The 26,378-nt window shown below is 76.0% G+C and carries 9 protein-coding genes; 5 read left to right on the top strand and 4 right to left on the bottom strand.

From position 1 onward, the window contains the following. The first annotated feature begins 70 nt into the window (after positions 1-70). Positions 71-775, top strand: a complete 705-nt coding sequence (locus tag IF45_RS0116725; RefSeq protein ID WP_008411338.1) for a histidine phosphatase family protein — start codon at positions 71-73, stop codon at positions 773-775. A 41-nt stretch (positions 776-816) separates the two neighbouring features. Here the strand turns inward: IF45_RS0116725 and IF45_RS0116720 are convergent, their stop codons facing one another. After that, positions 817-1,593, bottom strand: a complete 777-nt coding sequence (locus IF45_RS0116720; protein ID WP_030308156.1) for a hypothetical protein — start codon at positions 1,591-1,593, stop codon at positions 817-819. Between the two features lie 69 nt (positions 1,594-1,662). Here IF45_RS0116720 and IF45_RS0116715 point away from each other — a divergent pair, with 69 nt between their 5' ends. After that, positions 1,663-2,025, top strand: coding sequence for a DUF8819 family protein (locus tag IF45_RS0116715; protein ID WP_003949970.1), 363 nt, complete (start codon positions 1,663-1,665; stop codon positions 2,023-2,025). A gap of 10 nt (positions 2,026-2,035) precedes the next feature. Next, positions 2,036-2,305 (top strand): DUF4031 domain-containing protein, encoded by a 270-nt coding sequence (locus tag IF45_RS0116710; RefSeq protein ID WP_030308154.1) that lies wholly within the window; start codon positions 2,036-2,038, stop codon positions 2,303-2,305. Positions 2,306-2,611: 306 nt separating this feature from the next. Here the strand turns inward: IF45_RS0116710 and IF45_RS0116705 are convergent, their stop codons facing one another. The 3 genes from IF45_RS0116705 to IF45_RS0116695 are packed head-to-tail and all read right to left on the bottom strand — an operon-like array spanning position 2,612 to position 5,503. Next, positions 2,612-3,070, bottom strand: a complete 459-nt coding sequence (locus tag IF45_RS0116705) for a DUF6234 family protein (protein WP_030308153.1) — start codon at positions 3,068-3,070, stop codon at positions 2,612-2,614. Positions 3,071-3,118: 48 nt separating this feature from the next. Continuing rightward, positions 3,119-4,228 (bottom strand): GNAT family N-acetyltransferase, encoded by a 1,110-nt coding sequence (locus tag IF45_RS0116700; RefSeq protein WP_030308151.1) that lies wholly within the window; start codon positions 4,226-4,228, stop codon positions 3,119-3,121. Positions 4,229-4,270: 42 nt separating this feature from the next. Next, positions 4,271-5,503 (bottom strand): Cmx/CmrA family chloramphenicol efflux MFS transporter, encoded by a 1,233-nt coding sequence (locus IF45_RS0116695; RefSeq protein ID WP_030308150.1) that lies wholly within the window; start codon positions 5,501-5,503, stop codon positions 4,271-4,273. A 411-nt stretch (positions 5,504-5,914) separates the two neighbouring features. On the opposite strand from IF45_RS0116695, the gene IF45_RS0116690 reads away from it, so the two are divergent. Together IF45_RS0116690 and IF45_RS0116685 are read left to right on the top strand one after the other, a co-directional pair. Further along, a complete protein-coding gene (locus IF45_RS0116690; protein WP_051720704.1) occupies positions 5,915-13,990 on the top strand; it encodes a non-ribosomal peptide synthetase in 8,076 nt (2,691 codons plus the stop codon). Next, positions 13,977-26,375: a non-ribosomal peptide synthetase gene (locus tag IF45_RS0116685; RefSeq protein ID WP_051720703.1), complete on the top strand. Its 12,399-nt coding sequence runs from the start codon at positions 13,977-13,979 to the stop codon at positions 26,373-26,375. Before IF45_RS0116690 ends, IF45_RS0116685 begins: the two co-directional genes overlap by 14 nt. The last annotated feature ends 3 nt before the right edge of the window (positions 26,376-26,378 follow it).

Genomic DNA, 26,378 nt, shown 5'->3' with positions numbered 1-26,378 from the left:
CGCACCGGGGAAAGGCTGGAGGTGCGTCGCGCGCACGGGCGCCCCCGTCACCGGTCACGAAGGGACCCCCATGCCCACCCCGCTCCCGTCCCTCCCGCCCCTCCCCACCGTCACCCGTCTCGCCTCCGTCACCGTCGTCCGCCACGGCGAGAGCGAGGCCAACGTCCGCTACCGGCGGGCCGTGGAGACGGGGGACCTGTCCGTGCCGGAAGGGCGGTCCGAGGACACGCCGTTGACCGGGCGCGGGGAGGAGCAGGCGGCCGCGCTCGGGCGGTGGCTGGCGGCGGTGGAGGACGGGCCCGAGCTGGTGGTGTGTTCGCCGTACGCGCGGGCGCGGCGGACCTGGGAGATCGCGGCGGGGGAGTACGGGGAGCGGGCGGCGCCACCCGTGGTGGTGGAGGAGCGGGTACGGGACCGGGAGAACGGGGTGTTCGCGCTGCACTCGCCCCCCGCCTGGCGGGCGGCCGACCCCCAGGAGTGGGCGCGGCGGGAGCGGAGCGAGGAGTGGACGTACCGGCCGCCGGGCGGGGAGTCGCTGGCGGACGTGGCCCTGCGGGTGCGCGGCCTGCTCGGGGATCTGGACGCGGTGGCGGCGGGACGGCGGGTACTGGTCGTGGCGCACGACGCGGTGGCCCTGGCCGTGGCGTACGTGCTGGAGGGGCTCGGGGCGCCGGTGCCCGACCGGCCCCAGGTGGCCAACGCCTCCGTCTCCCGCTGGCACAACGCGGGGGGCCGCCTGGTGCCGGGGGTGTGGAACAGCACCGGCCACCTCTGAGCGGTCCGGTCAGAGGCCCCCGGCCGGCGGCCTTCGGCGGATCAGCATTCGACCGAGAAGGCGATGCCGTCGTAGCGGCACTCCGCGATCTCCTCCGGGGTGCCCGAGACGTAGGTGATGCAGTCGCCACCGGAGACCGCGCCCTCCGGGACGGCCACGAGGAGGATGTCCCCGCGGTCCTCCAGCGGGTCGTGCCAGGCGGGTGACCAGCCGCCGAGCTGGATCTCCCAGGCCCAGGGGACGGAGACCAGCGACTCCAGCTTCTCGGACAACTCCTCCAAAAGCCCGGCCCGTTCGGCGTTCCCCTCGGCGTAGGCGGCCGCTTCCGGTATCTCCGAGCTGTCGACGTACGTGGGCGTGGTGACGCCCGGTACGGCGTAGAGCGGGACGGGGGCGACGGACGCCAGGGCGTCCCGCTCGCCCGGGTGGCGTTCGACGGTCTCCGTCCCCGCCGGGACGCGGACGACCCAGCCGTGGTCCTGGTCCGTGATCGCGGCGAGGACCACCAGGTGGCCGTCGGCGGGGAGGGCGATGTCGAGGACGCCGGCGGGCAGGGCGGCGCAGTCGAGGGTCAGCACGTGCGGGACGTAGGAGGGGACGACCACGCCCTTCGGCAGCCGGGCGGGCCCCGCCACCCGGGCGACCGGACGGGCGCCCTCCCCCCGCAGCTCCTCCGGCAGCTTGTCGTAGGGGCAGAGGTGGAGGCAGGGCCGCAGCAGGCGGACGTACGCCTCGGTCACCGGCTCGGGGAGGCCGAGGGCCCGCCCGGCGTCGAGGGCGGCCTCGCGGACGGCTTCAGGCGTGATGATCACGGTCATGGGCCTCACCGTGCCATGCCCCGCCGACATCACCGCCGGTGTCACCGGGGTCCGGGGGACAATGGGGGAATGAACGACATGGCGCGGACGGAACAGGCCCTGCACACCGCCCGGGCGGCGGTCCTCGCCGATCTCGGGGTGCGGTCGGCCGAGGAGGCCGACCTGGTGGAGGACGCGGTGGCCGGGCGGCGCTGGTGGGTCGAGCAGTGGCCGGAGGGCGCGGCGTACGTCACCGGGCTGGTCGCGCAGGACGTGCAGGACGCCCTGCTGGAGCGGGTCGGGCGCTGGCCGCTCTGCCCGGTCTGCGGGGACGAGGACCCGCACGCCCTCGACGTCGAACCGGAGCTGGGCGAGGACCCGCACTGGGTGTGCGGCAAGGCCGGGGCAGTGATCGCGCCGGTCGGCTCGCTCGGCGGCACCCCGGCGGGCTGACGGGACACCCGTGATCTACATCGACCCGCCCACCTGGCCCGGCCACGGCCACCTCTGGTCCCACCTGGTCAGCGACGTCTCCTACGAGGAGCTGCACGCCTTCGCGGCCCGGATCGGGGTGCCGCCGCGCGCCTTCGAGCGGGACCACTACGACCTGCCCGCCCACCGGTACGCGGACGCGGTACGGGCCGGGGCCGCCGAGGTCTCCAGCCGCGAGGTGGTGCTGCTGCTCACCCGGGCCGGACTCCGGCGACGCAAGCGGCGGGACGGCACCCCCTAGCAGGCCGGTCATGGTCGCCCCCTGCCGAGCGGGCGGGCGCCACCCCGGTCCCGTACACCGTGCTGACCCGGCGGGCCCGGCTCGCCGCCGCGCTCTGGTTCCCGCTGCGGAAGGCGCCGGGCAGGGAGTGAGGCGGGTCGTCCGGGCCGGAGACGCGGGGTCGAGAAGTGGGGACTCCTGGTCAAGGACAGGGCCCGGCGGTGCTGGCAGGGTTCTTCTCGCGCCCGGACGGGGGACCGGGGCGCGACGCGGAGCCCCGGCTCCTCCCGGCGGGGGATGGGGAGGAGCCCGGGGCCCGCTGCGGGTTCAGCCGCCCAGGTGCGCGCACTCCTGGCTGTGGTCGCCGCTGCGGCAGCCCACCATGCCGGGGGCGGGCGCCGGCTGTTGTGGGGCGGCGTCGCGGGCCTCGTAGGCGAGGCCGACGAGGGCGCCGCAGGTCAGCAGGGCGGCCATGACTCCCTGCGTGAGGGCCACGCCCCACGCCCGCCGGCGGCCCCAGGTGACCGCCACCGCGCCCGCGCCGACCCCGATCGCGACCACGGCGAGCAGGTAGGGGGCCGGGGAGACCTCGGGCGCCGGGGTCCCGGGGTCCAGGTGGAGGGCGGCGAAGAACCAGACCAGCAGCACGGCGGCCGTCAGCGCCAGCTCCAGCACGATCACCCCCAGCGCCACGCCGAACTGGGCCAGCGGGCCCAGCGGTTCGCGCGGCCCGGCCGGGGGCGGGAGTCTGGTTCCGGGTCTCGGTGACGGTGAACTCGGCGTCATGGCAAGGACTGTGGCGCACCGGAGGGGTACGCGCCTGAGTAGACGTACTCAGCCCCGCCGCTCGTACCGCAGGTCCATCCCCTCGTCCAGGTCCTCGACGACCGGAGGGTCGGCCGGGGTGAAACCGGCGCGGCGCAGGACGGCCTGGGACGCCTGGTTGTCGGGGTCGACGCGGGCGCGCAGGGTGGGGGAGCCCGGCTGGCCCAGGCCCCAGACGGCGAGGGCGCGCAGGGCGGCGGTGGCGTGGCCGTGGCCGCGGGCCTTCTCCTGGAGGCCGTAACCGACCTCGGCGCTGCCGGTCTCGTCGGGCGGGCCGTGGAAGCCGAGGGTGCCCAGCGCCCGTTCGTCGCGGACCCGGACGAGGACGAAGGTGCCCCACTCGGGCCGGTGCGTGCCCCGGGCGTACGCCCGCGCCACCATGGCGCCCGCCGCGCGGCTGCCCTCGTCGGGGTCGTCGCCGAGCCAGGTGTGGCCGGCCGTACCGCCGACCGAGAGGTCCATCGCGGCGGCCGGGGAGAGTTCGCGCAGCTCCAGCACGTCCGCCCCGGCCTCCTCGTCCTCGACGGGCAGCACGATCGCGTTGTGCCAGTGCCAGGCGGTGACCTTGGGACGCCCCGGGAGGTCGCCGCGGCCGGTCGCCCACAGCAGGGTGCGCGCCGGGTCGGGGCCCGGCTGCACGTGCGGGAAGAGGTGGGCCAGCAGGGACTGGCTGAGCTGCCCCGGCGGGCGCCAGCGCTCCACCCCGAGCCCGCAGGCGATGTCGTACGTGTGCAGCAGCACCTCGGCGACGCCCATCCCCGCGAACCCGGTCCGGTCCCCGGCGCCGTACGCGAAGGAGTGCCAGCCGCGCACCCCCGGCGGCGTCGTGCGGACGACGGAGGAGAGCAGGCCGCCGGTGGCGGTGACGACGCCGATCGCGTCCTCGTTGCTCATCCCGTCCGCGAGGGTGATGCCGAACCCGACATACTTGGAGGTGGCGCGGCCGGTCAACTGCGCGGCGTACGCGATGAGATCGTCCGCCACGTGCTCCACCGTGTGCCGCACCGACCACTCCAGGGAACCGGCCGGCACCTCCCAGTCCCGGTCCGCGACCGACCGCAGCAGCGCCGCGCACTCCGCGACGGCCTCGTCCACCTGATCCGCGCCCATCTCCAGCATGAGGCCGAGGGTAGGCGCTGCGGCCGGTTCCGGCTCGGCCTTTTACGCCGTGCCGGAGACGGGCGCGGCCTGCGGCTCGGCCGCCTCCGCCGACCGCCCGGCCGACCGGGCCGCGACCCGGCTCCGGCCCCCGCCCCGGCCCAGCCGCAGCGCCAGCGCGACGGCGGCGATGCCGACGAGGAGCATGGCCGCGCCCGCCCAGGCGGTGGCCGGGTAGCCGAGGCCCGCGTCGATGACGGTGCCGCCGAGCCAGGGGCCGCCGGTGTTGCCGAGGTTGAAGGCGGCCGTGGTGGTGGCGCCGGCCAGGGTGGGGGCGGCGCCCGCGACGTTGAACATGCGGGCGTTGAGCGCCGGAGCGGTGTAGAAGGCCGAGAGGCCCAGCAGGAAGGAGAGGGCGATGGCGAAGGCGGCGGTGGAGGAGAGCAGGGCCAGCGCGGTGAGGAAGACGGCGGAGGCCGCCATCCCGCTCAGCAGGACGCCGAAGAGGTGCGCGTCGGCCACCCGCCCGCCGATCGCCGTACCGACCAGCGCGCCCGCGCCGAAGAGCGCCAGCACCCACGGCACCGAGGACTCGGCCAGTCCCGCCACGTCGGTGAGGAGCGGCGCCATGTAGCTGAACGCGCAGAAGACGCCGCCCGCCGCGAAGGCGGTGGCGACGATCGCCAGCCACACCTGCCGGTCCGCGTAGATCGCCAACTCCTTGCGCAGCACCGGCTTCTCGGCCGGACGCGGGATGTGCGGCACCCGCGCCACCACCCCGACCAGCGCCACCGCCGAGGCCGCCGCCACCGCCCAGAACGCCGACCGCCAGCCGAGCTGGTCCCCGAGGAAGGCGCCCATCGGCACCCCGAGGACGTTGGCGACGGAGAGCCCGCCGATCATCACGGCCATCGCCCGCGCCCGCGAGGTGACCGGCACCATCGCGATGGCCACCGCCGCCCCGACCGCCCAGAACCCGGCGCAGGCCAGCGCGCTGACCACCCGGGAGGCGAACAGCACGCCGTACGAGGGAGCGAGGGCGCCCGCGACCTGGCCGAGGCCGAAGACGGTGATGAGGGCGATCAGCGTCACCCGGCGCGGCAGCCGCAGCGTCGCCACCGCCAGCAGCGGCGCGCCCACCACCATCCCGACGGCGAACGCCGATATCAGCAGCCCCGCCTGCGGAATGGTGACATCCATGTCGCGTGCGATCGGCGGCAGCAGCCCCGACAGCATGAACTCACTGGTGCCGAGGGCGAACACGGCGAGGCCGAGGATGTAGACGGCCAGGGGCATGGGTTCGCGGGCGGGGGGCCCGGACTGCTCCGGGGGCGCGACGGGTTGCTCCGTGGCCGTCGTGGGGGCGGGGGTACGGGTGGGGTCGGGCTCGCGAGGGTGCTCAGCTGAATCGGACACGTGGGGGGCAACCCCGGGGTGCCGGGGCGCATTCCCCGGTCCGGACGGCACCCGGGCGGAATGACCGGTTCGGCGGGGCGGGACGGGGCGCGATGGCCGGAACGCCGCGGCAGGGGGCCCCGGGGGTGGGGTGGGAGGAGCCCGCCGGGTCCCCGTCCGGGGCCCGGCGGACCTGTTTAGCGGACGAGTCAAACACATGGATCGCCAGGAAGGCCGCCGTAAGACTCTCGAACGGATGCACGGTGACGAGGCCGCGGTGGGCGGCAGCCCGGTCCGAGAGGGAGCTGTTCGATGGGTGTGGCACACGACCGCTGCTTGGACCACCTGTTCGCCGAGCAGGTGGCGCGCACGCCGGACGCCACGGCGCTGACCTTCCGCGACGAGTCCCTGACGTACGCGGAACTCGACGCGCGGGCCGAGACGCTGGCCCGGCGCCTGGCGGCCGCCGGAGCCGGGCCCGAGCGGTTCGTGGCCCTGCTGCTGCCGCGCTCGGCCCAGCTGGTCGTGGCGATCCTCGCCGTCCTCAGGACCGGGGCCGCGTACGTGCCGATCGATCCCGAGTACCCGGCGGAGCGCGTCGGGTACGTGCTGGACGACGCCCACGCGGTACTGGCGGTGACCACGACCGAGGTGCGCGCGGGGCTGGAGACCACGGAGACCGCGACGCCCTGGCTGCTGCTCGACGGCGACGGCGACGGCGAGGCGACCGGGACCGGGCCCGACGACGGCGCGGGGGAGCGGATGGTGCCGCCGGGGCGGTCGGCCGGGCAGCCCGCCTACGCCATCTACACCTCCGGCTCCACCGGGCGCCCCAAGGGCGTCGTGGTGCCGCACCACAACGTGACCCGCCTCTTCTCCTCCAGCGAGCACTGGTACGGCTTCGGCCCGGACGACGTGTGGTCGCTCTTCCACTCCTTCGCCTTCGACGTGTCGGTGTGGGAGATCTGGGGCGCCCTGCTCCACGGCGGGCGGCTCGTCGTCGTCCCCCAGGAGGTGACGCGGTCCCCCGGCGACTTCCTGCGGCTGCTGGCGGACGAGCGGGTCACCGTCCTGAGCCAGACCCCCTCCGCCTTCTACCAGTTGATGGCGGCCGACCGCGCCGACCCGCGGACCGGGTCCCGGCTGGGGCTGCGGCGGATCGTCTTCGCCGGTGAGGCCCTCGACCTCGGCCGGCTCGACGAGTGGTACACCCGCCACGCCGAGGACGCGCCGGTCCTCGTCAACATGTACGGCATCACCGAGACCACCGTGCACGCCTCCTTCCTGGCCCTGGACCGGGCCCTGGCGGCGGGCGCCGACGGCAGTCTCGTCGGAGAACCCCTGGCGGACCTCGGCTTCCACGTCCTCGACCAGGACCTGCGGCCGGTGCCCCCGGGGACGGCGGGCGAGCTGTACGTCACCGGGCCCGGACTCGCCCGCAACTACGCCAACCGCCCCGGCCTGACCGCCGAACGGTTCGTCGCCTGCCCGTTCGGCGCGCCCGGCGCCCGCATGTACCGCTCCGGCGACCTGGTGCGCCCCCGGGCCGACGGCGGCCTGGAGTACCTGGGGCGGGGCGACGACCAGATCAAGCTGCGCGGCTTCCGGATCGAGCAGGGCGAGGTGGAGGCGGCCCTCCAGCGCGACCCCGCCGTGGGCAAGGCGCAGGTGCTCGTCCGCGAGGACCGGCCCGGCGACCGGCGCCTCGTCGCCTACCTGGTGCCGGCGGAGGACGGCGGCACCCTCCCGTCACCGTCCCGCCTGCGGGACGAGGCGCTGCGGACCCTGCCCGCGTACATGGTGCCGTCCGCCTTCGTCGCGATGGAACGCTTCCCGCTCACCACCAACGGCAAGCTGGACCGGCGCGCCCTGCCCGCCCCCGCCCGGCGGCACAGCGTCGACGCCGCGCTCGTCCCGCCGGCCGAGGGGACGGAGAGCGTCGTCGCGGCCGTCTGGCGGGAGGTGCTCGGGGTCGAGGAGGTCGGCGCCACCGACGACTTCTTCCAGATCGGAGGTGACTCCCTGTCGATGGTCCGGGTCCTCTCCCGGCTGCGGACCGTCCTCGGCGCCGAACTGCCCGTCCGTACGCTCTTCCGCGCCCGGACCGTCCGGGAACTCGCCGCCGAGCCCGCCCTCACCGGGCCCGCGCCCGGGGCCGGGGCCGCCGTGGAACGCGTCGACCGGCGGGAGCGGCTGCCGCTCTCCTTCACCCAGCAACGCTTCTGGTTCGCCCAGGAGTTCGCTCCCGACAGTGCGGCCGGCAACGTGCACACCGCCTTCCGGCTGCGCGGCACCCTGGACGCCGAGGCGCTGGACGCGGCCCTCACCGGCCTGCTCGCCCGCCACGAACCGCTGCGGACCACCTACGACACCGACGAGGACGGCGTCTTCCAGACCGTGCACCCGGCCGGCTCCCTGCGGCCGGCCACCGAGCGGGCGGACCTCACGGGCCTGCCGGCGGCCGAGCGCGAACAGGAACTGGCCCGCCTCCTGGAGGCCGAGGCGGGGCGCCCCTTCGACCTGCGGCGCGGCCCCGTCCTGCGCGCCCTGCTCGTCCGGCTGGCCGACCGGGACCACGTCCTGGCGATCGGGGTCCACCACATCGCCACCGACGGCTGGTCCACCAACCTCCTCGTCGCCGAACTCGGTGCCCTCTACACCGCCCGCCTCCAGGGCCGCGCGCCGGAACTGGCGCCGCTGGACATCGGCTACGCCGACTACGCCGCCTGGCAGCGGCGGCACGCCGACTCCCCGGAGCGGGCCGCGCACCTCGCCCACTGGCGGGAACGGCTGCACGGGGTGACCCCGCTCCAGCTGCCCACCGACCGGCCGCACCCGCCGGTCCGCTCCACCGCCGGCGCCGCCCACCGCTTCACCCTCGGCCGCGACCTGGTCGCCGGGCTCCGCGCGGTCGCCGCCGAGCGGGGCGGCACCCTCTTCATGACCCTGGCCGCCGCCACCCAGGTGCTCCTCGCCAAGCTCACCGGCCGGAGCGACGTGGCGGTGGGAACGGCCGTCTCCGGCCGGGACCGCGAGGAGTTCGAAGGGCTCGTCGGCGCCTTCATCAACACCGTCGTGCTGCGTACCGAGGTCGACGGCACCGCGAGCTTCCGCGACCACCTCGACCGGGTGCGCGAGACGGTCCTCGACGCCTTCGGCCACCAGGACGTGCCCTTCGAGCGCCTCGTCGACGAACTCCGCGAGGAGCGCGACGCCAGCCGCACCCCGCTCGTCGAGGCGCTGGTCGTCCTCCAGAACGCGCCCGGCGGCGGCCTCTCCCTGCCGGGCCTGCGCGCCGAACGCCTCCCCGTGCCGAGGACCGCGGCGGTGCTCGACCTCACGCTGGAGTTCACCGAACGCGACGACGCGCTCGACGTGATGATCGAGTACGGCACCGCCCTCTTCGACGCGTCGACCGTCGAACGCCTCGCCGGACACCTGGAGGTGCTGCTCGCCGCCTCGGTCGCCGAGCCGGGCCGGCCCGTCGCCGAACTGCCCCTGCTCACCGGCGAGGGCCACCGGGAACTGCTGGCGGGCTGGCGCGGGCCCCGGCGCCCGCGCCCCGCGCTCGCCGCGCACCAGCTCTTCGCCCGGCAGGCCGCGCTGCGCCCCGACGCCGTGGCCGTCGCCACCGCCGACCGGCAGCTGACCTACGCCGAGCTGGACCGGCGCGCCAACCGCCTCGCCCACCACCTGCGGGCGTTCGGCGTCGGACCGGACGTACCCGTCGCCCTCCTCCTCGAACGGAGCCCGGAGCTGCTGGTCGGGATGGTCGCCGTGGTCAAGGCCGGCGGGGCGTACGTGCCGCTGGCGCCGGGCCTGCCGGCCGAGCGGCTCGGCTTCATCGTCGAGGACACCGCCGCCCCCGTCGTGATCACCACCTCGGAGCTGGTCGACGGCCTGCCCCGGGGCACCACCTGCCGGGCGGTCCTGCTGGACCGGGACGCCGGGCAGATCGCCGAACGGCCCGCCACCGAACCGCCCGCCGAGGCCGGCCCCGACCACCTCGCCTACCTCGTCTACACCTCCGGCTCCACCGGGACGCCCAAGGGCGTGATGGTCCCGCACCGCGCGCTGACCGACCTCTGCGCCTGGCACGTCGACGTCTACGAGGTGGGGCCCGAGGACCGGACCGCGCAGACCGCGGGGCTCGGCTTCGACGCCGCCGTCTGGGAGATCTGGCCCGCGCTCACCGCCGGGGCCCGGATCGACCTGCCCTCGGACACCGTCCTGGGCAACCCGGCCGCGCTGGTGGAGTGGCTCACCGAGCGGCGGACCACCGTCTGCTTCCTCGCCACCCCGCTCGCCGAAGTGGTGCTGGAACAGCCCGCGGTCGCCGGCACCCACCTGCGGACCCTGCTCACCGGCGGCGACACCCTGCACCGCCCCCCGGCCGCCGGACTGCCGTTCCGGCTCGTCAACAACTACGGCCCCACCGAGTCCGCCGTGGTCGCCACCGCCGGGGAGACCCACCCCGCCGGGGACGGCGGCGCCCCGGCCATCGGCCGCCCGGTCGACAACAGCTCCGCCTACGTGCTCGACCGCCACGGGCGCCCGGTGCCCACCGGCGTCGCCGGTGAACTCCACCTGGCCGGCGAGGGACTGGCGCGCGGGTACGCCCAGCGCCCCGGCCTGACCGCGGAACGGTTCGTCGCCGACCCCTTCGGGCCGCCCGGCTCGCGCATGTACCGCACCGGTGACCTGGTGCGGTACCGCCCGGACGGTGCGCTCGACTACCTCGGCCGGATCGACAGCCAGGTGAAGCTGCGGGGCTTCCGCATCGAACTCGGCGAGATCGAGAACGTCCTGGCCGGGCTGGCGGAGGTGTCGCAGGCCGCCGTCCTGGTCGAGGAGGTGCCGGGCCGCGCCGGGCGCCTGGTCGCGTACACGGTCCCCGAGGAGGGAGCGACCGTACGGCCCGAGGAACTGACCGCCCGGACCCGGGAACTGCTGCCCGGCTACATGGTGCCCGCCCGCGTCGAGGTGCTGCCCGCGATGCCGCTGACCCCCAACGGCAAGATCGACCGGCGCGCGCTGGCCGCCACCGACCCCGGGAGCGGGGCGCCGGGCGCGCACGTCGCCCCGCGCACGGAGACCGAACGCGCCCTCGCCGGGATCTGGGCGGAGGTCCTGGGCCTGCCCCGGGTCGGCGTCGAGGACAACTTCTTCACCCTCGGCGGGGACTCGATCCTCAGTCTCCAGGTCGTCGCCCGCGCCCGCCGCGCGGGCCTGCGGCTGCTCTCCCGCGACATCTTCCGCCACCAGACCGTCGCCGCCCTGGCCCCGCACGCGGCCCGCGAGGAGACCGCCCCCGGCACGGCCGGCCACCCGTCCGGGCCCGCCCCCGTCCTCCCCGTCCAGCGGCTCTACCTGGACCGGGCCGAGGGGCGCGACGCCTTCCACCAGTACGTCACGGTCGAGTGGGCCGGGGAGCCGCGGCAGGAGGCGCTGCGCCGCGCGCTGGAGGCGCTGACGGGCCACCACGACATCCTGCGGGCACGCTTCACCCGCACCGGCGGCCGGTGGCTCCAGTACCCGGCGCCCGACGGGGCCGGGGCCGGGGCGGAGCTGCTGCGGGTCGTCCCGCTCAGCGGCCGCGCGAAGGCCGCGGACGAGGAGACGGTCCGCGCCGAGACCGCTCGGGCCCACGCGGCACTCGACCCGCGCACCGGCGAGCTGGTCCGCGCCGTGCTCCTCCTGTCGGGCTCCGGCTCCGCCCGGCTCCTGCTGGTCGTCCACCACCTGGTGGTGGACGGCGTCTCCTGGCGCGTCCTGCTGGAGGACCTGGAGAGCGCCTACGCGCAGGCCGCCTCCGGCGGGCCCGTCGTGCTGGAATCCGCCGGGACCCCGCTCGCCGCCTGGTCGCACCGGTTCGCGCGGGCGGTCCGTGAGGGGCGCTTCGACGCCGACCTGCCGTACTGGGAGGGCATGTTCGCCGATGACGCCGACGTCCTGCCGCGGGAGAGCGAGGAACCCAACCCGGTCTCCGGCACCCGCGAGGTGACCGCCGGCCTCGACGAGGAGACCACCACCGCCCTGCTGCGTGACGTGCCGCCGGCCTACCGCAGCGAGATCAACGACGTCCTGCTGGCCGCCCTCGCCCCGGTCCTCACCGAGTGGACCGGCCGCGGCCGCGTGGTCATCGCCCTGGAGGGCCACGGCCGGGAGGACCTCTTCGAGGACGAGGACCTCTCCCGCACGGTCGGCTGGTTCACCTCCTACTACCCCGTCGCCCTCACCGCCTCCCCCGCCCAGGGCCCCGGCGACCTGCTGCGCTCCGTCAAGGAGCAGTTGCGCGCCGTCCCCGGCCGCGGACTCAGCTACGGCGCGCTGCGGTACACGGCGGGCGTACGGGAACTGGCCGAACAGCCCCTGCCGCAGCTGAGCTTCAACTACCTGGGCCGCTTCGGCGGCAGCCGCGCGGAGGGCCCGCTGCGCTCCGTCTCCGGCATCGGCCTCCACCAGGACCCCGACAGCCCCCGCATGCACCTGATCGACGTGGTGTGCGCGGTCCGCGACGGGCGGCTGGAGTTCACCTGGTCGTACGGCGAGGGGGTGCACCGGCGGGCCACCGTCGAGCGGCTGGCCCACCGGATGACCGAACGCCTCACCGAACTGGTGGCGCACTGCGCCGCACCGGGCGTGGGCGGCCGCACCCCCTCCGACTTCCCGCTGGCCCGCATCGACCAGGAGACCGTCGACCGCCTGGTCGGCGACGGCCGCGACGTGGAGGACGTCTACCCGCTGACGCCGATGCAGAGCGGCATGGTCCTGCACACCCTCCTCGACACCGACCGCGGCCTCTACCTGGAACAGAACCACATCGAGCTGGCCGGTGTCGCCCGGCCCGACCTGCTCGCCACCGCCTGGCAGCGGATCGTGGACCGGACGCCGGTGCTGCGCACCGCGATCGTCCGGCAAGGAGTCCCCGAACCCCTCCAGGTCGTCCGCCGGCACGCCAGGATCGACGTGACCACCCTCGACTGGCGGGACCTGGACGAGGCCGGCCGCCGGGAGGCGACCACCGCGTACCTCACCGAGGACCGCGCCCGGGGCCTGGACCTCGGCACGGCCCCGCTCTCCCGGTTCGCGGTCGCCCGGCTCGGCGACGACCGGGTCCAGTTGTTCTGGACCTTCCACCACGCCCTGCTCGACGGCTGGAGTGCCATGCGCCTGCTCGCCGAGGTGCTGGCCGAGTACGGCACCCTGGCCCGCGGCGGCGAGCGGACCCCGCGCGCCCCGAGCCCCTACCGGGACTTCGTCGGCTGGCTGCTCGGGCAGGACCACACCGAGGCCGAGCGGCACTGGCGGCGGGCCCTGGCCGGCTGGACGGCACCCACCCCCCTGCCCTACGACCACCCGAGGCCCGCCGGCCACACCTCCGCCTCCTCGGCCCGCGCGGAACTGCGCGTCCGCGATGCCGACGCCACCGCCCTGCACACGGCGGCCAAGCGGGCGGGCGTCACCATGAACACCCTCGTCCAGGGGGTGTGGGCGCTGCTGCTGAGCCGGTGGAGCGGCCAGGACGAGGTCTGCTTCGGCGCGACCTCGGCCGGCCGCCCGGCCGAGCTGGAGGGCGTCGTGGACATGATCGGCCTCTTCATCAACACCCTGCCGGTCCGGACCGGGGCGGACGCGCGGGCCCCGTTCGACGGCTGGCTGCGGGCGCTCCAGGAGCAGCAGGCCGAGGCCCGGCGGTACGAGCACGCCCCCCTGCACCAGCTGCGCCGCTGGGCCGGGGCGCGGGGCGAGGAGCAGCTCTTCGACAGCGTGGTGATCTTCGAGAACTACCCCTTCGACCAGAAACTCGTCTCCGACTTCGGCCTCGAACTGGTCGACATCCAGGCGGACAGCGGCACCAACTTCCCGCTGAACCTCATCGGTTACGCCGCGGACGGGCTCACCCTGGTGCTCCACCACGACCCCAGGCTCTTCACGGCGGCGACGGTGCGCGGCCTCCTCGACGACCTGGAGACGGTGCTGACCGAGATCGCCCGCGACCCGCACCGCACCGTCGGCGAGATCGGCGCGGCGGTCCGCCCCCGCGCCGGCGCCGCCCCGGCACCCGGCGCCGCCCCCGCGGCCGCACCGGCCACCGGAGCGCCGGTGGCGCCCCGTACCCCCACCGAGCAGACGCTCGCCGAGCTGTGGGCGGAGGTGCTGGGGAGCGGGCCGGTCGGCGTCGAGGACGGCTTTTTCGAGCTCGGCGGGGACTCCGTCACCGCCCTGCGGCTGATGTCCCGGATATCCGGCGTGTTCGGCGTGGACCTGCCGCCGCGCGCCCTCTTCGACGGGGCCGGCGTGCGGGCGCTGGCCGAGGCCGTCGAGGAAGAGATCTTGAAGACCCTCGAAGAGTTGGTCGGAGGCGACACGCATGACGCGGCATGAGACTGCGGACGGCACGGCGGCATCGCGGGAGGAGCGGATCGCGGCTCTCCCCGCCCACCTCAGGGAGCAGCTGCGCAGCCGCCTCGGCAGCCGAGCCCAGGACCGTGGCGCGCCGGAGACCATCCCGGCCGCCGCCCGGGAGGACGGCGCGCCCCTCTCCCCCGCGCAGGAGCGCCTCTGGTACCTGCACGAGGTCGACCCGGACAGCATCGAGTACAACGTCCTGCACGGGGTGCGGCTCGACGGCCCGCTGGACCGGCGGGCCCTGAGCGCCGCCCTGCGGCGGCTGGCCGCGCGCCACGAGGCGCTGCGCACCGTCTTCGACTCCTGCGACGGCGTCGGCCGGCAGCTCCCCCGGCCCGTCGCGGACCCCCCGCTCCACCTCCACGACCTGACGGATCTGCCGGCGCCGGAACGCGGCCCGGCCCTCGACCGCCTCCTCCTCGACGAGGCCCGGACCCCCTTCGACCTGCGGCGCGGCCCCCTGCTGCGGACCCTGCTGGTCGCCCTCGCGCCCGAGCGGCACGCCCTGGTGCTGAGCCTGCACCACATCGTCACCGACGGCTGGTCGGCCGGGGTGCTCACCGGCGACCTGATGGCGTACTACACCGCCGAGACCCGCGGCGAGCCCGCCGCCCTCCCCGAACTCCCCGTCCAGTACGCGGACTACGCCGTCTGGCTGAGGGAGCGCCTCGCCCGGCCCGGTGCCCGCCGAGGACTCGGCCACTGGCGGGAGCGGCTCGACGGGCTCCAGCCGCTGGACCTGCCCACGGACCGGCCGCGCCCCGCCGTACGCAGCGGAGCCGGGGCCCTGCACCCGTTCACCGTGCCGGCGCCGCTGGCCGACCGCCTGCGCGCGCTCTCCAAGGAGCGGGGGGCGACCGTGTTCATGACGCTCACCGCCGCCGTCGAACTGCTGCTGTCCCGCCGCAGCGGGCAGACCGACGTGGCGGTGGCCACCGCGGTCTCCGGACGTGAGCGGCCCGAGACGGAGCGCATGGCCGGCTTCTTCGTCAACAACCTGGTGCTGCGCACCTCCGTCGACGAGTCGCGGCCGTTCACCGCGCTGCTCGACTCCGTCCGTTCCACGGTGCTCGACGCGCTGGAGCATCAGGACGTGCCCTACCAGCGCGTCGTCGAGGAACTCCGCCCCGAGCGCGATCCCTCCCGCCCGGCCCTCGTCGACGTGGCCGTCAACCTCCACAACCCGCCCGGGGCCCTCACCACGCCGCCGGAACTGCGCCTCTCCGAGCTGCCCACCCCCTCGGTGACCTCCAGCATGGACCTCGCCTTCGACTTCACCGAGCGGGACGGCGAACTGGCGGCCTCCCTCAGCTACAACACCGACCTGTACACCCCACGGACCGCCCGGACCCTCGCCACCGCCCTCGTCCGGCTGCTGGAGAGGATCGCCGCCGCCCCGCACGTCCCGCTCCACCAGGTCTCCCCGCTCGACGAGGACGAGCGGCGCCGGATCCTCACCGAGTGGGGCGACCACGGTGACCGGGCCGCGTCCCGCGTGGCGACCGTGCCCGAACTCTTCGCCGAGCAGGTCGCCGCCCGCCCCTTCGCCCCCGCCGTCGTCTCCGACGGGGAGACGCTCAGCTACGCCGAACTCGACCGGCGGGCCGACCGGCTGGCCCGCCTCCTGGCGCAGCGCGGCGCCGGACCCGAACAGCTCGTGGCGGTGGGCCTGCCCCGCTCCGTCGAGGCGGTCGTGACCGTGCTCGCCGTGCTCAAGTGCGGGGCCGCCCACCTCCCGCTGGACCTCTCCCACCCCGACGACCGGCTCCGCCTGATCCTGGACGACGCCCGCCCCTCGCTGCTCGTCACCACCCAGGACCAGGTGGAGCGCCTCGCCCCGAGCGCCCCGGCCCTGGCGCTGGACGACCCCGCCACCACCGCCGCACTGGCGGCGCAGCCCGAAGGACCGCCCGGGACGGCGCCGCTCGCCGGGCATCCCGCGTACGCCATCTTCACCTCCGGCTCCACCGGCCGCCCCAAGGGCGTCCTCGTCACGCACCAGGGCGTCCACGGCCTCGTGACGGGCCTCGGCGGCGCCATCGGTGCCGGCCCCGGCTCCCGCGTGCTCCAGTTCGCCTCGCCCGGCTTCGACGCGGCCTTCTACGAGCTGGCCACCGCCCTCCTCAGTGGTGGCGCGCTGGTCGTCGCCGACCGGGACGAACTGCTGCCCGGCGACCCCCTCGCCGCCGTGCTGACCCGGCACGCCGTCACCCACGCCACCCTGCCGCCCAGCGCCCTCACCGCCATGGACCCCGGGCAGCTGCCCGCCGGGATGACCCTCGCGGTCGCCGGCGAAGCCTGCCCGCCGGAGACGGCCCGGCTCTGGTCGGCGGGCCGCCGCATGTTCAACGCCTACGGCCCCACCGAGACCACCGTCTGCGCCACCGTCACCGGACCGCTCGACCCGGCCCGCCTCGGCGAGGGCCCGGTGCCGATCGGGCACCCGCTGCCCGCCGTCCGGGTACGGCTGCTCGACCGCTTCCTGCGCCCGGTGCCGGCCGGCGTCCCGGGCGAGGTCTACCTCTCCGGCGCCGGCCTGGCCCGCGGCTACCTCGGCAGGCCCGGGCTGACGGCGGAACGCTTCGTCGCCGACCCCTTCGGCGCCCCCGGCGCCCGCATGTACCGGGCCGGCGACCGTGCCCGCTGGCTGCCCGACGGCAGCGTCGAGTACCTGGGCAGGACCGACGACCAGGTCAAGCTGCGCGGTTTCCGCATCGAGCCCGGCGAGATCGAGGACGTGCTCGCCCGGTGTCCCGGCGTCCAGGCCGCCGCTGTGACGGTCCGGCAGGACACGCGCGGCGTGCGCCGCCTGGTGGCGTACGTCGTGACCGGCGGCAGCGGCCCGGACACCGCGGCGCTGCGCCACCACGCCCGGGGCCTGCTGCCCGAGTACATGGTGCCGTCCGCCTTCGTCCACCTGGACGCCCTGCCCGTCAACGCCAACGGGAAGATCGACCGGCGCGCCCTGCCCGACCCGGGCCGGGAGCAGGGCCCGGCGGGGGTGGCCCCGCGCACCGGGACCGAGCGGGTGATCGCCCGCATCTGGTGCGAGCTGCTGGGGGTCGACCAGGTCGGTGTCGAGGAGAACTTCTTCGACCTCGGCGGCGACTCCATCCTCAGTCTCCAGGTGGTCTCGCGTGCCCGGGACGCCGGAGTGGCGCTGACCGCGCGGCAGACCTTCCTGCTCCAGACCGTCGCCGAACTGGCCGCGGCCGCCGACGCCGCCGCGCCGCACCCCGGCACCCCGGCGCTCCAGCGCGGGCCGGTGAGCGGGCCCCTGCCCGCCACCCCGGTCCAGCGGTGGTTCTTCGAGCGGCTCGACGCGAGCCTGGACCGGTTCAACCAGACCATGCTGCTGGAACTGGGCGAGCAGCCGGACGAGGCGGCCCTGCGCACCGTCCTCACCGCCCTGACGGCCCACCACGACGGCCTGCGCCTGCGCGCGGAGCCGGGCGGGGACGGCTGGCGCCTGCGCATCGCCGAGACCGAGGACGGCCCGCTGCTCACCCGCACCGACCTGGGCGGGCTTCCGGCCGGGCGGCGCGAGGCGGCCGTCGCCGAGGCGGCGGCCCGGATCCAGGAGGGCTTCCCCCTCGCCGAGGGGCCGCTGCTGCGGGCCCACCTCCTCACCGGCCCCGGCACCCCCGCCCGGCTCCTGCTGGCCGCCCACCACCTGGTGGTCGACGTGGTGTCCTGGCGCGTCCTCCTGGAGGACCTGGAGACCGGGTACGCGCAGGCCCGCTCCGGCCGGCCCGTCGAGCTGCCCGCCCGGACCGCCTCCTTCCAGGAGTGGGCCGTGCGGCTGCGCGAGCACACCGCCGCGGGCGGGTTCGCCGAGGAGGTGGCGTACTGGAAGGCCGTCGAGGCCGCGCGGGCCCAGGCGGGCCGGCTCCCGGTGGACCTCGAAGGCGCCAACACCGTCGCCACCGAACGCTCCGTCACCGTCCGGCTCACCCCCAAGGAGACCGAGGCCCTGCTCCGCCAGGCACCCGCCGCCTACCGCACCCGCGCCAACGACCTGCTGCTGAGCGCGGTGTGGCGGGCCGTCGCCGACGCCACCGGCCACGACGCCGTACCGGTCGCCCTGGAGGGGCACGGCCGCGCCGACCTCTTCGCCGATCTCGACCTGTCGCGCACCGTCGGCTGGTTCACCACCCTGTACCCCGTGGTGCTCAGCGCCGACGCGGGCGCCGGCTGGTCCACCGTCCTCAAGGCCGTCAAGGAGCAGTTGCGCGCGGTCCCCTCCCACGGAGTGGGCCACGGCGCGCTGCGGTGGCTCTCCGGACCCGACGGCCCCCTGGCCGGTGCCGGGGAGCCCGAGATCAGCTTCAACTACCTGGGGCGCCTCGACACGGGCGAAGCCCCCGGCGGCCTGGTCCGCGCCCGGCTCGACACCGAGGGGAGGGAGCGCGCCCCCGGGCAGGAACGCCCGTACCTCATCGAGGTCAACGGATACGTCGCCGACGGCGTCCTGCGCTTCGACTGGGCGTACTCGTCCGCGCGGCACCACCCGCGGACCGTCGAGCGGATGGCGGGGGCCTTCGCCGAGGCGCTCCGGGAGATCGTCCGGCACTGCGCCGAGCCCGGCAGCGGCGGCGCCACGCCCTCCGACTTCCCGCTGGTCCGGCTCGACCAGGTGCAGGTGGACACGGTGACCGGCGGCGGGACGGTGGAGGACGTCTACCCGCTGACCCCGGCCCAGAGCGGCATGCTCTTCCACTCCCTGTCCGAGCCGGAACGGGACATGTACACCGGCCACTTCGGCGTGCGCCTGGACGGCGTCGCCGACCCGCGGGCCCTCGCGCGGGCGTGGCAGCGCGTGGTGGACCGCACCCCGGCGCTGCGGACCTCGGTGGTCTGGGAGGACGTGCCCGAGCCGGTCCAGGTCGTGCACCGGGACGTCGAGGTGCCCGTGACGCAACTCGACTGGCGCGGGCTGCCCGCCGCCGAGCGGCAGGAGGCGCTCGACCGCTACTGGGACGAGCGCGTCGGCCGCAGCCTGGACCTCACCTCGGTCCCGCTGCTGCGGCTGACCGTCGTGCGGCTCACCGACACCTCGGTCGAGATGTTCTGGTCGACCCACCACATGATGGTCGACGGATGGAGCTTCTCCCACGTCCTCTCCGACGTCTTCCAGGAGTACGCGGCCGGCACCGCGGGCCGCGCGCCCGCCCCGGCCCGCCCGCCCTACCGGCAGTACGTGAGCTGGCTCCTCGCCCAGGACCCGGCCGCCGCCGAGCGGTACTGGCGGCAGACGCTGAAGGGCTTCACGGGCGCCACCCCGCTGCCGTACGACCGGGCCCCCGTCCAGGCCCACTCCACCCGCTCCTCCCGTGAGCGGCGCGTGGTGCTCCCCCTCGACCGCTCGCAGCGGCTGTACGAGACCGCGCGCACCCACCGGCTGACCGTCAACACGCTGGTGCAGGGGGCCTGGGCCGCGCTGCTCGCCCGCTACAGCGGCGAGGACGAGGTCTGCTTCGGCGCCACCGTCTCGGGCCGCCCCACCTCGCTGCCGGGCGCCGAGGCGATGATCGGCCTGTTCATCGACACGGTCCCGGTCCGGGTCCCCGTCGGCGACCAGGGCCCCGCCCTCACCTGGCTCCGCCGTATCCAGGAGGAACAGGCGGAGGCCCGCGACTTCGCGTACGCGGGCCTGGCCGACGTGCAGCGCTGGAGCGGACTGGGCGAGACCCGCCTCTTCGACTCCATCGTGGTCTTCGAGAACTACCCGTACGACGAGAAGGGCGCCACCGAGCAGGGCATCCGGATCGGCACCTACCGCAGCGACGAGCACACCAACTACCCGCTCACCCTCACCGCCCACGCCGGCGACCAGCTCACCCTGGCCCTGGGCTACGACCCCGACCTGTTCGGCGAGACGACCGTGGAGCGGCTCGCCGGCCACCTGGACCGCCTGCTGGACGCCCTGGTCACCACTCCCCAGACGCCGCTGCACCTGCTGCCGATGCTCTCCGACGAGGAGACCGCGCACCTGCTGCACGGCAGCAACGACACGGCGGCCCGCTTCCCGGCCCCGCGCACCGTGCCGGAGCTCTTCGCCGAGCAGGCCCTCCGGACGCCCGACCGCGTCGCCGTCCGGTGCGGCACCGGCGAACTGACGTACGCCCAGCTCGACGCCGAGGCCAACCGGCTCGCCCACCACCTGGTGGAGCGGGGCGTGGGCCCCGGGGTCCTGGTGGGGGTCTGCGCCGGACGGGGCACCGGCGCGGTCACGGCCCTGCTGGCGGTCGGTCGGGCGGGCGGTGCCTTCGTCCCGCTCGACCCGTCCTACCCCGAGGACCGGCTCGCCCTGATGCTCCAGGACGCGGCCGTCCAGCTGGTCGTCACCGAGGAGGAACTGCTGCCGAGGACGGCCGCGTCCGGAGCCGTCCCGGTCTGCCTGGACCGCGACCGCGCACAGTGGGCGGACCGCCCGGCCACCGCCCCGCCCGGCGGTCCGGCCGTGGACGACCTGGCGTACGTCATCTACACCTCCGGCACCACCGGCCGCCCCAAGGGCGTCATGGTCGAGCACCGGCACCTGCACCACATGGTGCACGCCTGGGACGCCCGCTACGGCCTGAGCGCCCTGGAACCCCGCGTGCTCTCGGTCTCCAGCCTCTCCGTCGACCTCTTCTTCGCCGACTTCCTGCTCTCCGCGCTCTTCGGCGGCACCATGGTGATCTGCCCGTCGGAGACGGTCGCCGACCCCGTGGCCCTCACCGCCCTCCTGCTGAGCAGCCGGGCCGAACTGATGGTCACCGTCCCGACGCTGGCCCGCGCGGTGGTGCAGGAACTGGGCTGGTCCGGGGTGCGCGCCGACCACCTGAAGGTGCTGCTCGTCGGCTCCGAGGGGTGGCCCGTGGACTCCGCCGCCGAGGTGCGGGCCGGACTGGGCCCCGGCACCCTGGTGGCCAACGCCTACGGCTCCACCGAGACCACCGTCGACTCCACCGCCTTCGAACTGCTCCCCGGCCGTCCGGTCGACGGCGCCCACGTCCCCATCGGGAAGCCGCTGGCCAACACCCGGATCTACGTGCTGGACCGGGACCGCCGCCCGGTCCCGGCCGGGGTGGTCGGGGAGTGCTGGATCGGCGGTGACGGCGTCTCCCGCGGCTACCTCAACCGGCCCGCTCTGACCGCCGAACGCTTCCCCGAGGACCCGTTCGCGGGTGTCCCCGGCGCCCGGATGTACCGCACCGGCGACCTCGTCCGGCGGCGCCCCGACGGTGACCTGGAGTGTGTCGGCCGCGCCGACGACCAGGTCAAGATCGGCGGCTTCCGGGTGGAACTCGGGGAGGTGGAGGCGGCCCTCGCCCGCCACCCCGACATCGCCGCCGCCGCGGCCGTCGTACGCCCCGACGCCGCCGGCGTCGGCCGCCTCGTCGCCCACCTCGTGCCCCGGTCGGGCCGCTCCCCCGACCTCGCCGCCGTCCGGGCCCACGCCTCGGCGCTGCTGCCGGCGCCGGCGGTCCCCTCGGCGCTGTCCCTGCTGGCGGAGCTGCCCATGACCCCGGCGGGCACCGTCGACCGCCGGATGCTCCCGGCCCCGGCGCGGCCGCTGGAGACCACCACCGCCTACGAGGCCCCGCAGGAGGGAGCCGAAGCGGTACTGGCGGAGATCTGGGCGGAGGTGCTCGGCCTGGAACGGGTCGGCCGGAGCGACAACTTCTTCGCACTGGGCGGGGATTCGGTCATGAGCATCCGGGTCATCTCGCGGATGCGGGCCCTCCTCGGGGTGGCCGTCTCGCCCCGGCAGCTCTTCGACACCCCCACCGTGGCCGGGCTCGCCCAGCGGCTGGACGGCACGGCGAGCGGCGCGCCCGGACGCGGCTCCGGGCCGGTCCCGACCGATCCGGAACAGCCTGCCGAGCTCTCCTCCGGCCAGCAACGCCTGTGGTTCCTCCACGAGTTCGCCCCGGAGAGCAGCGAGTACCACACCGCTCTCGCGCTGCGCCTGCGCGGCCGGCCGGACCCGGACGTGCTCCGGACCGCGCTGACCGACGTGGCCGGCCGGCACGAGCCGCTGCGCACGGTCTACCGGACCGTGGACGGGCGGCCCACCCAGGTGGTCCTGGCACCCGAGCCCGTGGAGCCGGTCCACGCCGACCTCTCCCACCTGCCGGCCGACGCCCGCGAGGAGGCGGCCCGGACATACCTGCGGGACCAGCTGGAGCAGCCCATCGACCTGGGGGAGCCGCCCGTCCTGCGAGCCCACCTGGTCCGTCTCGACGACGACACACACCTGCTCGTCCTGGTCATGCACCACATCGCGACCGACGGCTGGTCGATGGACCTGATCGCCGCCGAACTGGGAGCGGCGTACGCGGCGGCCGAGCGCGGCGAGCCCCTGCTGCTGCCGGCGCTGCCGGTCCGTTACGCCGACTACGCCGCCTGGCAGCGCACCCGGCTGGAGGGGCCCGAGTACGCCGGGCACCTCGCCCACTGGCGTCGGCGGCTCGACGGGACCGCGCCGCTCGCCCTTCCGGTGGACCGCCCGCGGCCCGCCGTCCGCTCCGCCGAGGGCGCGCTGACGATGGTGGACCTGGACCCGGCGGTGGTGGACGGGGTGCGGCAGCTGGCCCGGTCCCAGGACGCCACCTTGTTCATGGCGCTGGTCGCCGCCGTCCAGCTGCTGCTCTCCCGGATCACGGGGCAGTCGGACATCGCGGTGGCCACCCCCGTCTCCGGCCGCGGCCGGCCCGAACTGGACGGCCTGGTCGGCTTTTTCGTCAACACCGTGGTGCTGCGCACCGAGGTCGACGAGGCGCTCTCCTTCGCCGGACTGCTGGACCGGGCCCGGACGACGGTGCTGGAGGCGTTCGACCACGCCGAGGTGCCCTTCGACCGGGTCGTGGAGGAGGTGCGGCCCGAGCGCGACGCCAGCCGCAACCCCCTCGCCGAGGTGTCGGTGGCGCTGGAGAGCGGACCCGGGGGCGACCTGTCCTTCGGCGGACTGGCGGCCGAACCCGTCCCGCTGGTCGGTTCGCAGGTCAGCTACGACCTCGGTTTCGAGTTCTTCGAGCAGGACGGCCGGCTCACCGCCGGGATCAGCTGGAGCACGGCGCTCTTCGACCGTTCCACGGTCGACCGGCTCGCCGAACGCTTCGAGGCGCTCCTGCGCGGGGTGCTCACCGAGCACCGCCGTCTCACCGACGTACCGGTCGGCCCGCCCGCGGCGGCGCGCACCGCGCCGGCCGGAGGCGGCCCCGGGGAGCTCCCCGCCGAGGGGGTGGTGGCCCGCTTCGAGCGGGAGGCCGCGCTGCGTCCCGACGCGCCGGCGGTCGTGGCCGCCGGCGAGCGGCTCACCTTCGGCGAGGCCGAGGCCCGCGCCAACCGGCTGGCCAGGCTCCTGGCCGCCCGCGGCATCGGCCCGGAGCGGCTGGTCGCCGTCCCGGGCCACCGCACCGCCGCCACGGTCGTCTCCCTCCTCGCCGTGCTGAAGACGGGCGCCGCCTACCTCCCGTACGACCCGGAGCAGCCGGCCGAGCGGCTGGCGCACCAGTTCGCCGACGCGGAGCCGGCGCTGCTGCTGGGGCCCGGCGCGGGCGCCTGGGCCGGCGCGGTGCCGAGCCTCGACCCGGCCGGCCCGGCGCTCGCCGCCGAGCTGGCGGGGCTGTCCGCCGCCCCCCTCACCGACGCCGTACGGACGGCCCCCGCCGACCCGCGCGACCCGGCGTACGTCATCTACACCTCGGGCTCCACCGGCCGCCCCAAGGGCGTCGTCGTCGAGCACCGCAACCTCGCCCGGCTGGCCGAGGAGCACCTGACGGTCCGGGCCGGCCGCTACCCGGGCAGCGCCCCGGACGGGCGCCCGCGCGCCGCCCTCACCGCGACCTTCGCCTTCGACAGCTCCGTGGTGGGCCTGCTCGTCCTGGCCGGAGGCGGCGAACTCCACGTCGTCGACGACCTGACGCGCCGCGACCCCGAGGCGCTGGTCCGCTACGTCCGCGACCACCGCGTCGACCACCTGGAGATCACCCCGACCTTCGCCGAACAGCTGGTCGCCGCCGGTCTGCTCCGGCCCGGCGGCCACCGCCCCGGCCGGGTCGTCCTCGGTGGCGAGGCGGTGGGTGAGGCCCTGTGGACGCGGCTCGCCGAGGCCGAGGGGGTCCTGGGCGAGAACACCTACGGGCCCACCGAGTGCACCGTCGAGACGCTGTACGCGCCCGTCACCGCCGACGCCGCGCCCCACCTGGGCCGCCCGCTCACCGGGACCCGGGCCCACCTCCTGGACCGGTACCTGCGCCCGGTGGAGGACGGGACGCCGGGCGAGCTGTACCTCGCCGGGGGCCAGCTCGGACGCGGCTATCTGAAGCGGCCCGCGCTCACCGCCGAGCGCTTCTGCGCGGACCCCTCCGGCCCGCCCGGCGCCCGCATGTACCGCACCGGCGACCGGGCCCGGCGCCGCCCGGACGGCACTTTGGAGTTCCTCGGCCGCGCCGACCACCAGGTGAAGATCCGCGGGTACCGCGTCGAGCCGGGGGAGATCGAGGCGGTCCTCGCCGCCCTGCCCGGCACCGGCTCCGCCATCGTGACCGTACGCCCCGGAGCGACGGGTGCCCCGCGTCTGGTGGCGCACGTGACGGCCCTGCCCGGCCACCACCTCGCGCCGGCCGGGGTGCGCGACGCCTGCCGCGCCGTGCTGCCGTCCTACATGGTGCCCTCGGCCGTCGCCGTCCTCAACGAACTCCCGCTGACCGCCAGCGGCAAGGTGGACCGTGCCCGGCTTCCCGAACCGGAGTCCGCCGAAGGGCCCGAGGAGGGGTACCGCGCCCCCGCCGAGGGGGCCGAGCGCGTCCTCGCCGAGATCTGGGCCGAGGTCCTCGGACGGGAGCGGGTCGGCGCCGACGACAACTTCTTCGACCTCGGCGGCGACTCCGTCCTCTCCCTCCAGGCCGTGCACCGGGTACGCCAGGCGGGGTTCCGCCTCACCTCCCGGGAGCTGTTCCTGCACCCGACCGTCGCCGGGCTGGCCACCGTGGTGACCCCGGCCGGGAAGGACGCGGACCAGGAGCGGGGGCCCGTCTCCGGCGAGCTGCCGCTCACCCCGATGCAGCAGGAGTTCCTCGACGCCGACCCGGTCCACCCGCACCACTTCACCCAGTCCGTCCTGGCCGAGCTGGCGGACGGGGCCGACGAGGAGGCTCTCGCCGCCGCCCTCGCCGAGCTGCCCGTCCGTCACGACATGCTCCGGGCACGCTTCACCCACGACGGCACGCGGTGGCGGCAGCGGATCGACCCCGGGCCGCCCGGCGAGGTGCCCCTCGTACGGCACGACCTGAGCGCGCTGCCCGAGGACGAGCGGTGGGCGGCGGTGGAGCGGCTGGCGGCCGAGGCGGACGCCGGGCACGACCTCGCCGCGGGCCGCCTCTGGTCCGCCCTCCTCCTCGACCTCGGCCCCGGCAGGCGGCGGCAGCTCTTCCTGACCGTGCACCACCTGGTGGTCGACGCGGTCTCCTGGCGCGTCCTCCTGGACGACCTGGCCACCGGCCACGCCCAGCTCCGGGCCGGGGAGCCGGTCCGGCTGCCCGCGCGCACCACCTCCTTCCAGGAGTGGGCCCGCCGGCTGCGGGACCACACGCGGGCCGGGGGCTTCGACGCGGAACTGCCGCACTGGCGAGGGCTCCCCGAGCCGGCGCCGCTGCCGCGCGACCGCGCGGGCGAGTACCGGCACGGAGAGGTACGCACCGTCCTCGCCGAACTCGGCGAGGAGGAGACGGAGCTGCTGCTGCACCGGGCCACCGGCCTGCTGCGGGCCGCGCCCCGGGACCTCGTCCTGGCCGGGCTGGCCCGTGTCCTCGCCCGCTGGACCGGGCAGCGCGCCGTCACGGTGGACCTGGAGGGCCACGGCAGGGAGGACCTCTTCGAGGAGGTCGACCTCTCCCGCACCGTGGGCTGGTTCACCACGCTCTACCCGGTCTCCCTGGACCTGCCCGGCGAGGAGGCCGGCTCCGGCGCCCCCGAGGACTGGAAGGCGCTGGCCAGGGCGGTCCGGCGGGGGCTGCGGGCCACGCCCGGCAACGGCCTGGGCCACGGCGCGCTGCGCCGGCTGGCCGAGGGCGGCGCGGTGCCCGGGGGCCCCGGCGCCGAGGTCGTCTTCAACTACCACGGGCAGACCGACCTGCCGCACGACCCCGAGGGCCTCTTCCACGCCTTCGGCCCGCCCGTCGGCCTCGACCGCAGCCCCGCGGCGCGCGAGGGGCACCTGCTGGAGGTGGTGGGCGCGGTCTCCGGCGGCCGCCTGCGGCTGACCTGGTACTACGCGGAAACCGTGCACCACCGCGCCACCGTCGAGCGGCTGGCCGCGGAGCACCTCGGGCTGCTGCGCGCCGCGGCCCGCCACGGAGAGGAGAGATGAACC

The organism is Streptomyces albidoflavus (assembly GCF_000719955.1).
GTDB classification, from domain to species: Bacteria; Actinomycetota; Actinomycetes; order Streptomycetales; family Streptomycetaceae; genus Streptomyces; species Streptomyces albidoflavus.
The sequence above is the reverse complement of the archived record's forward strand: the minus strand, read 5'-3'. Positions and strand labels throughout refer to the sequence as shown.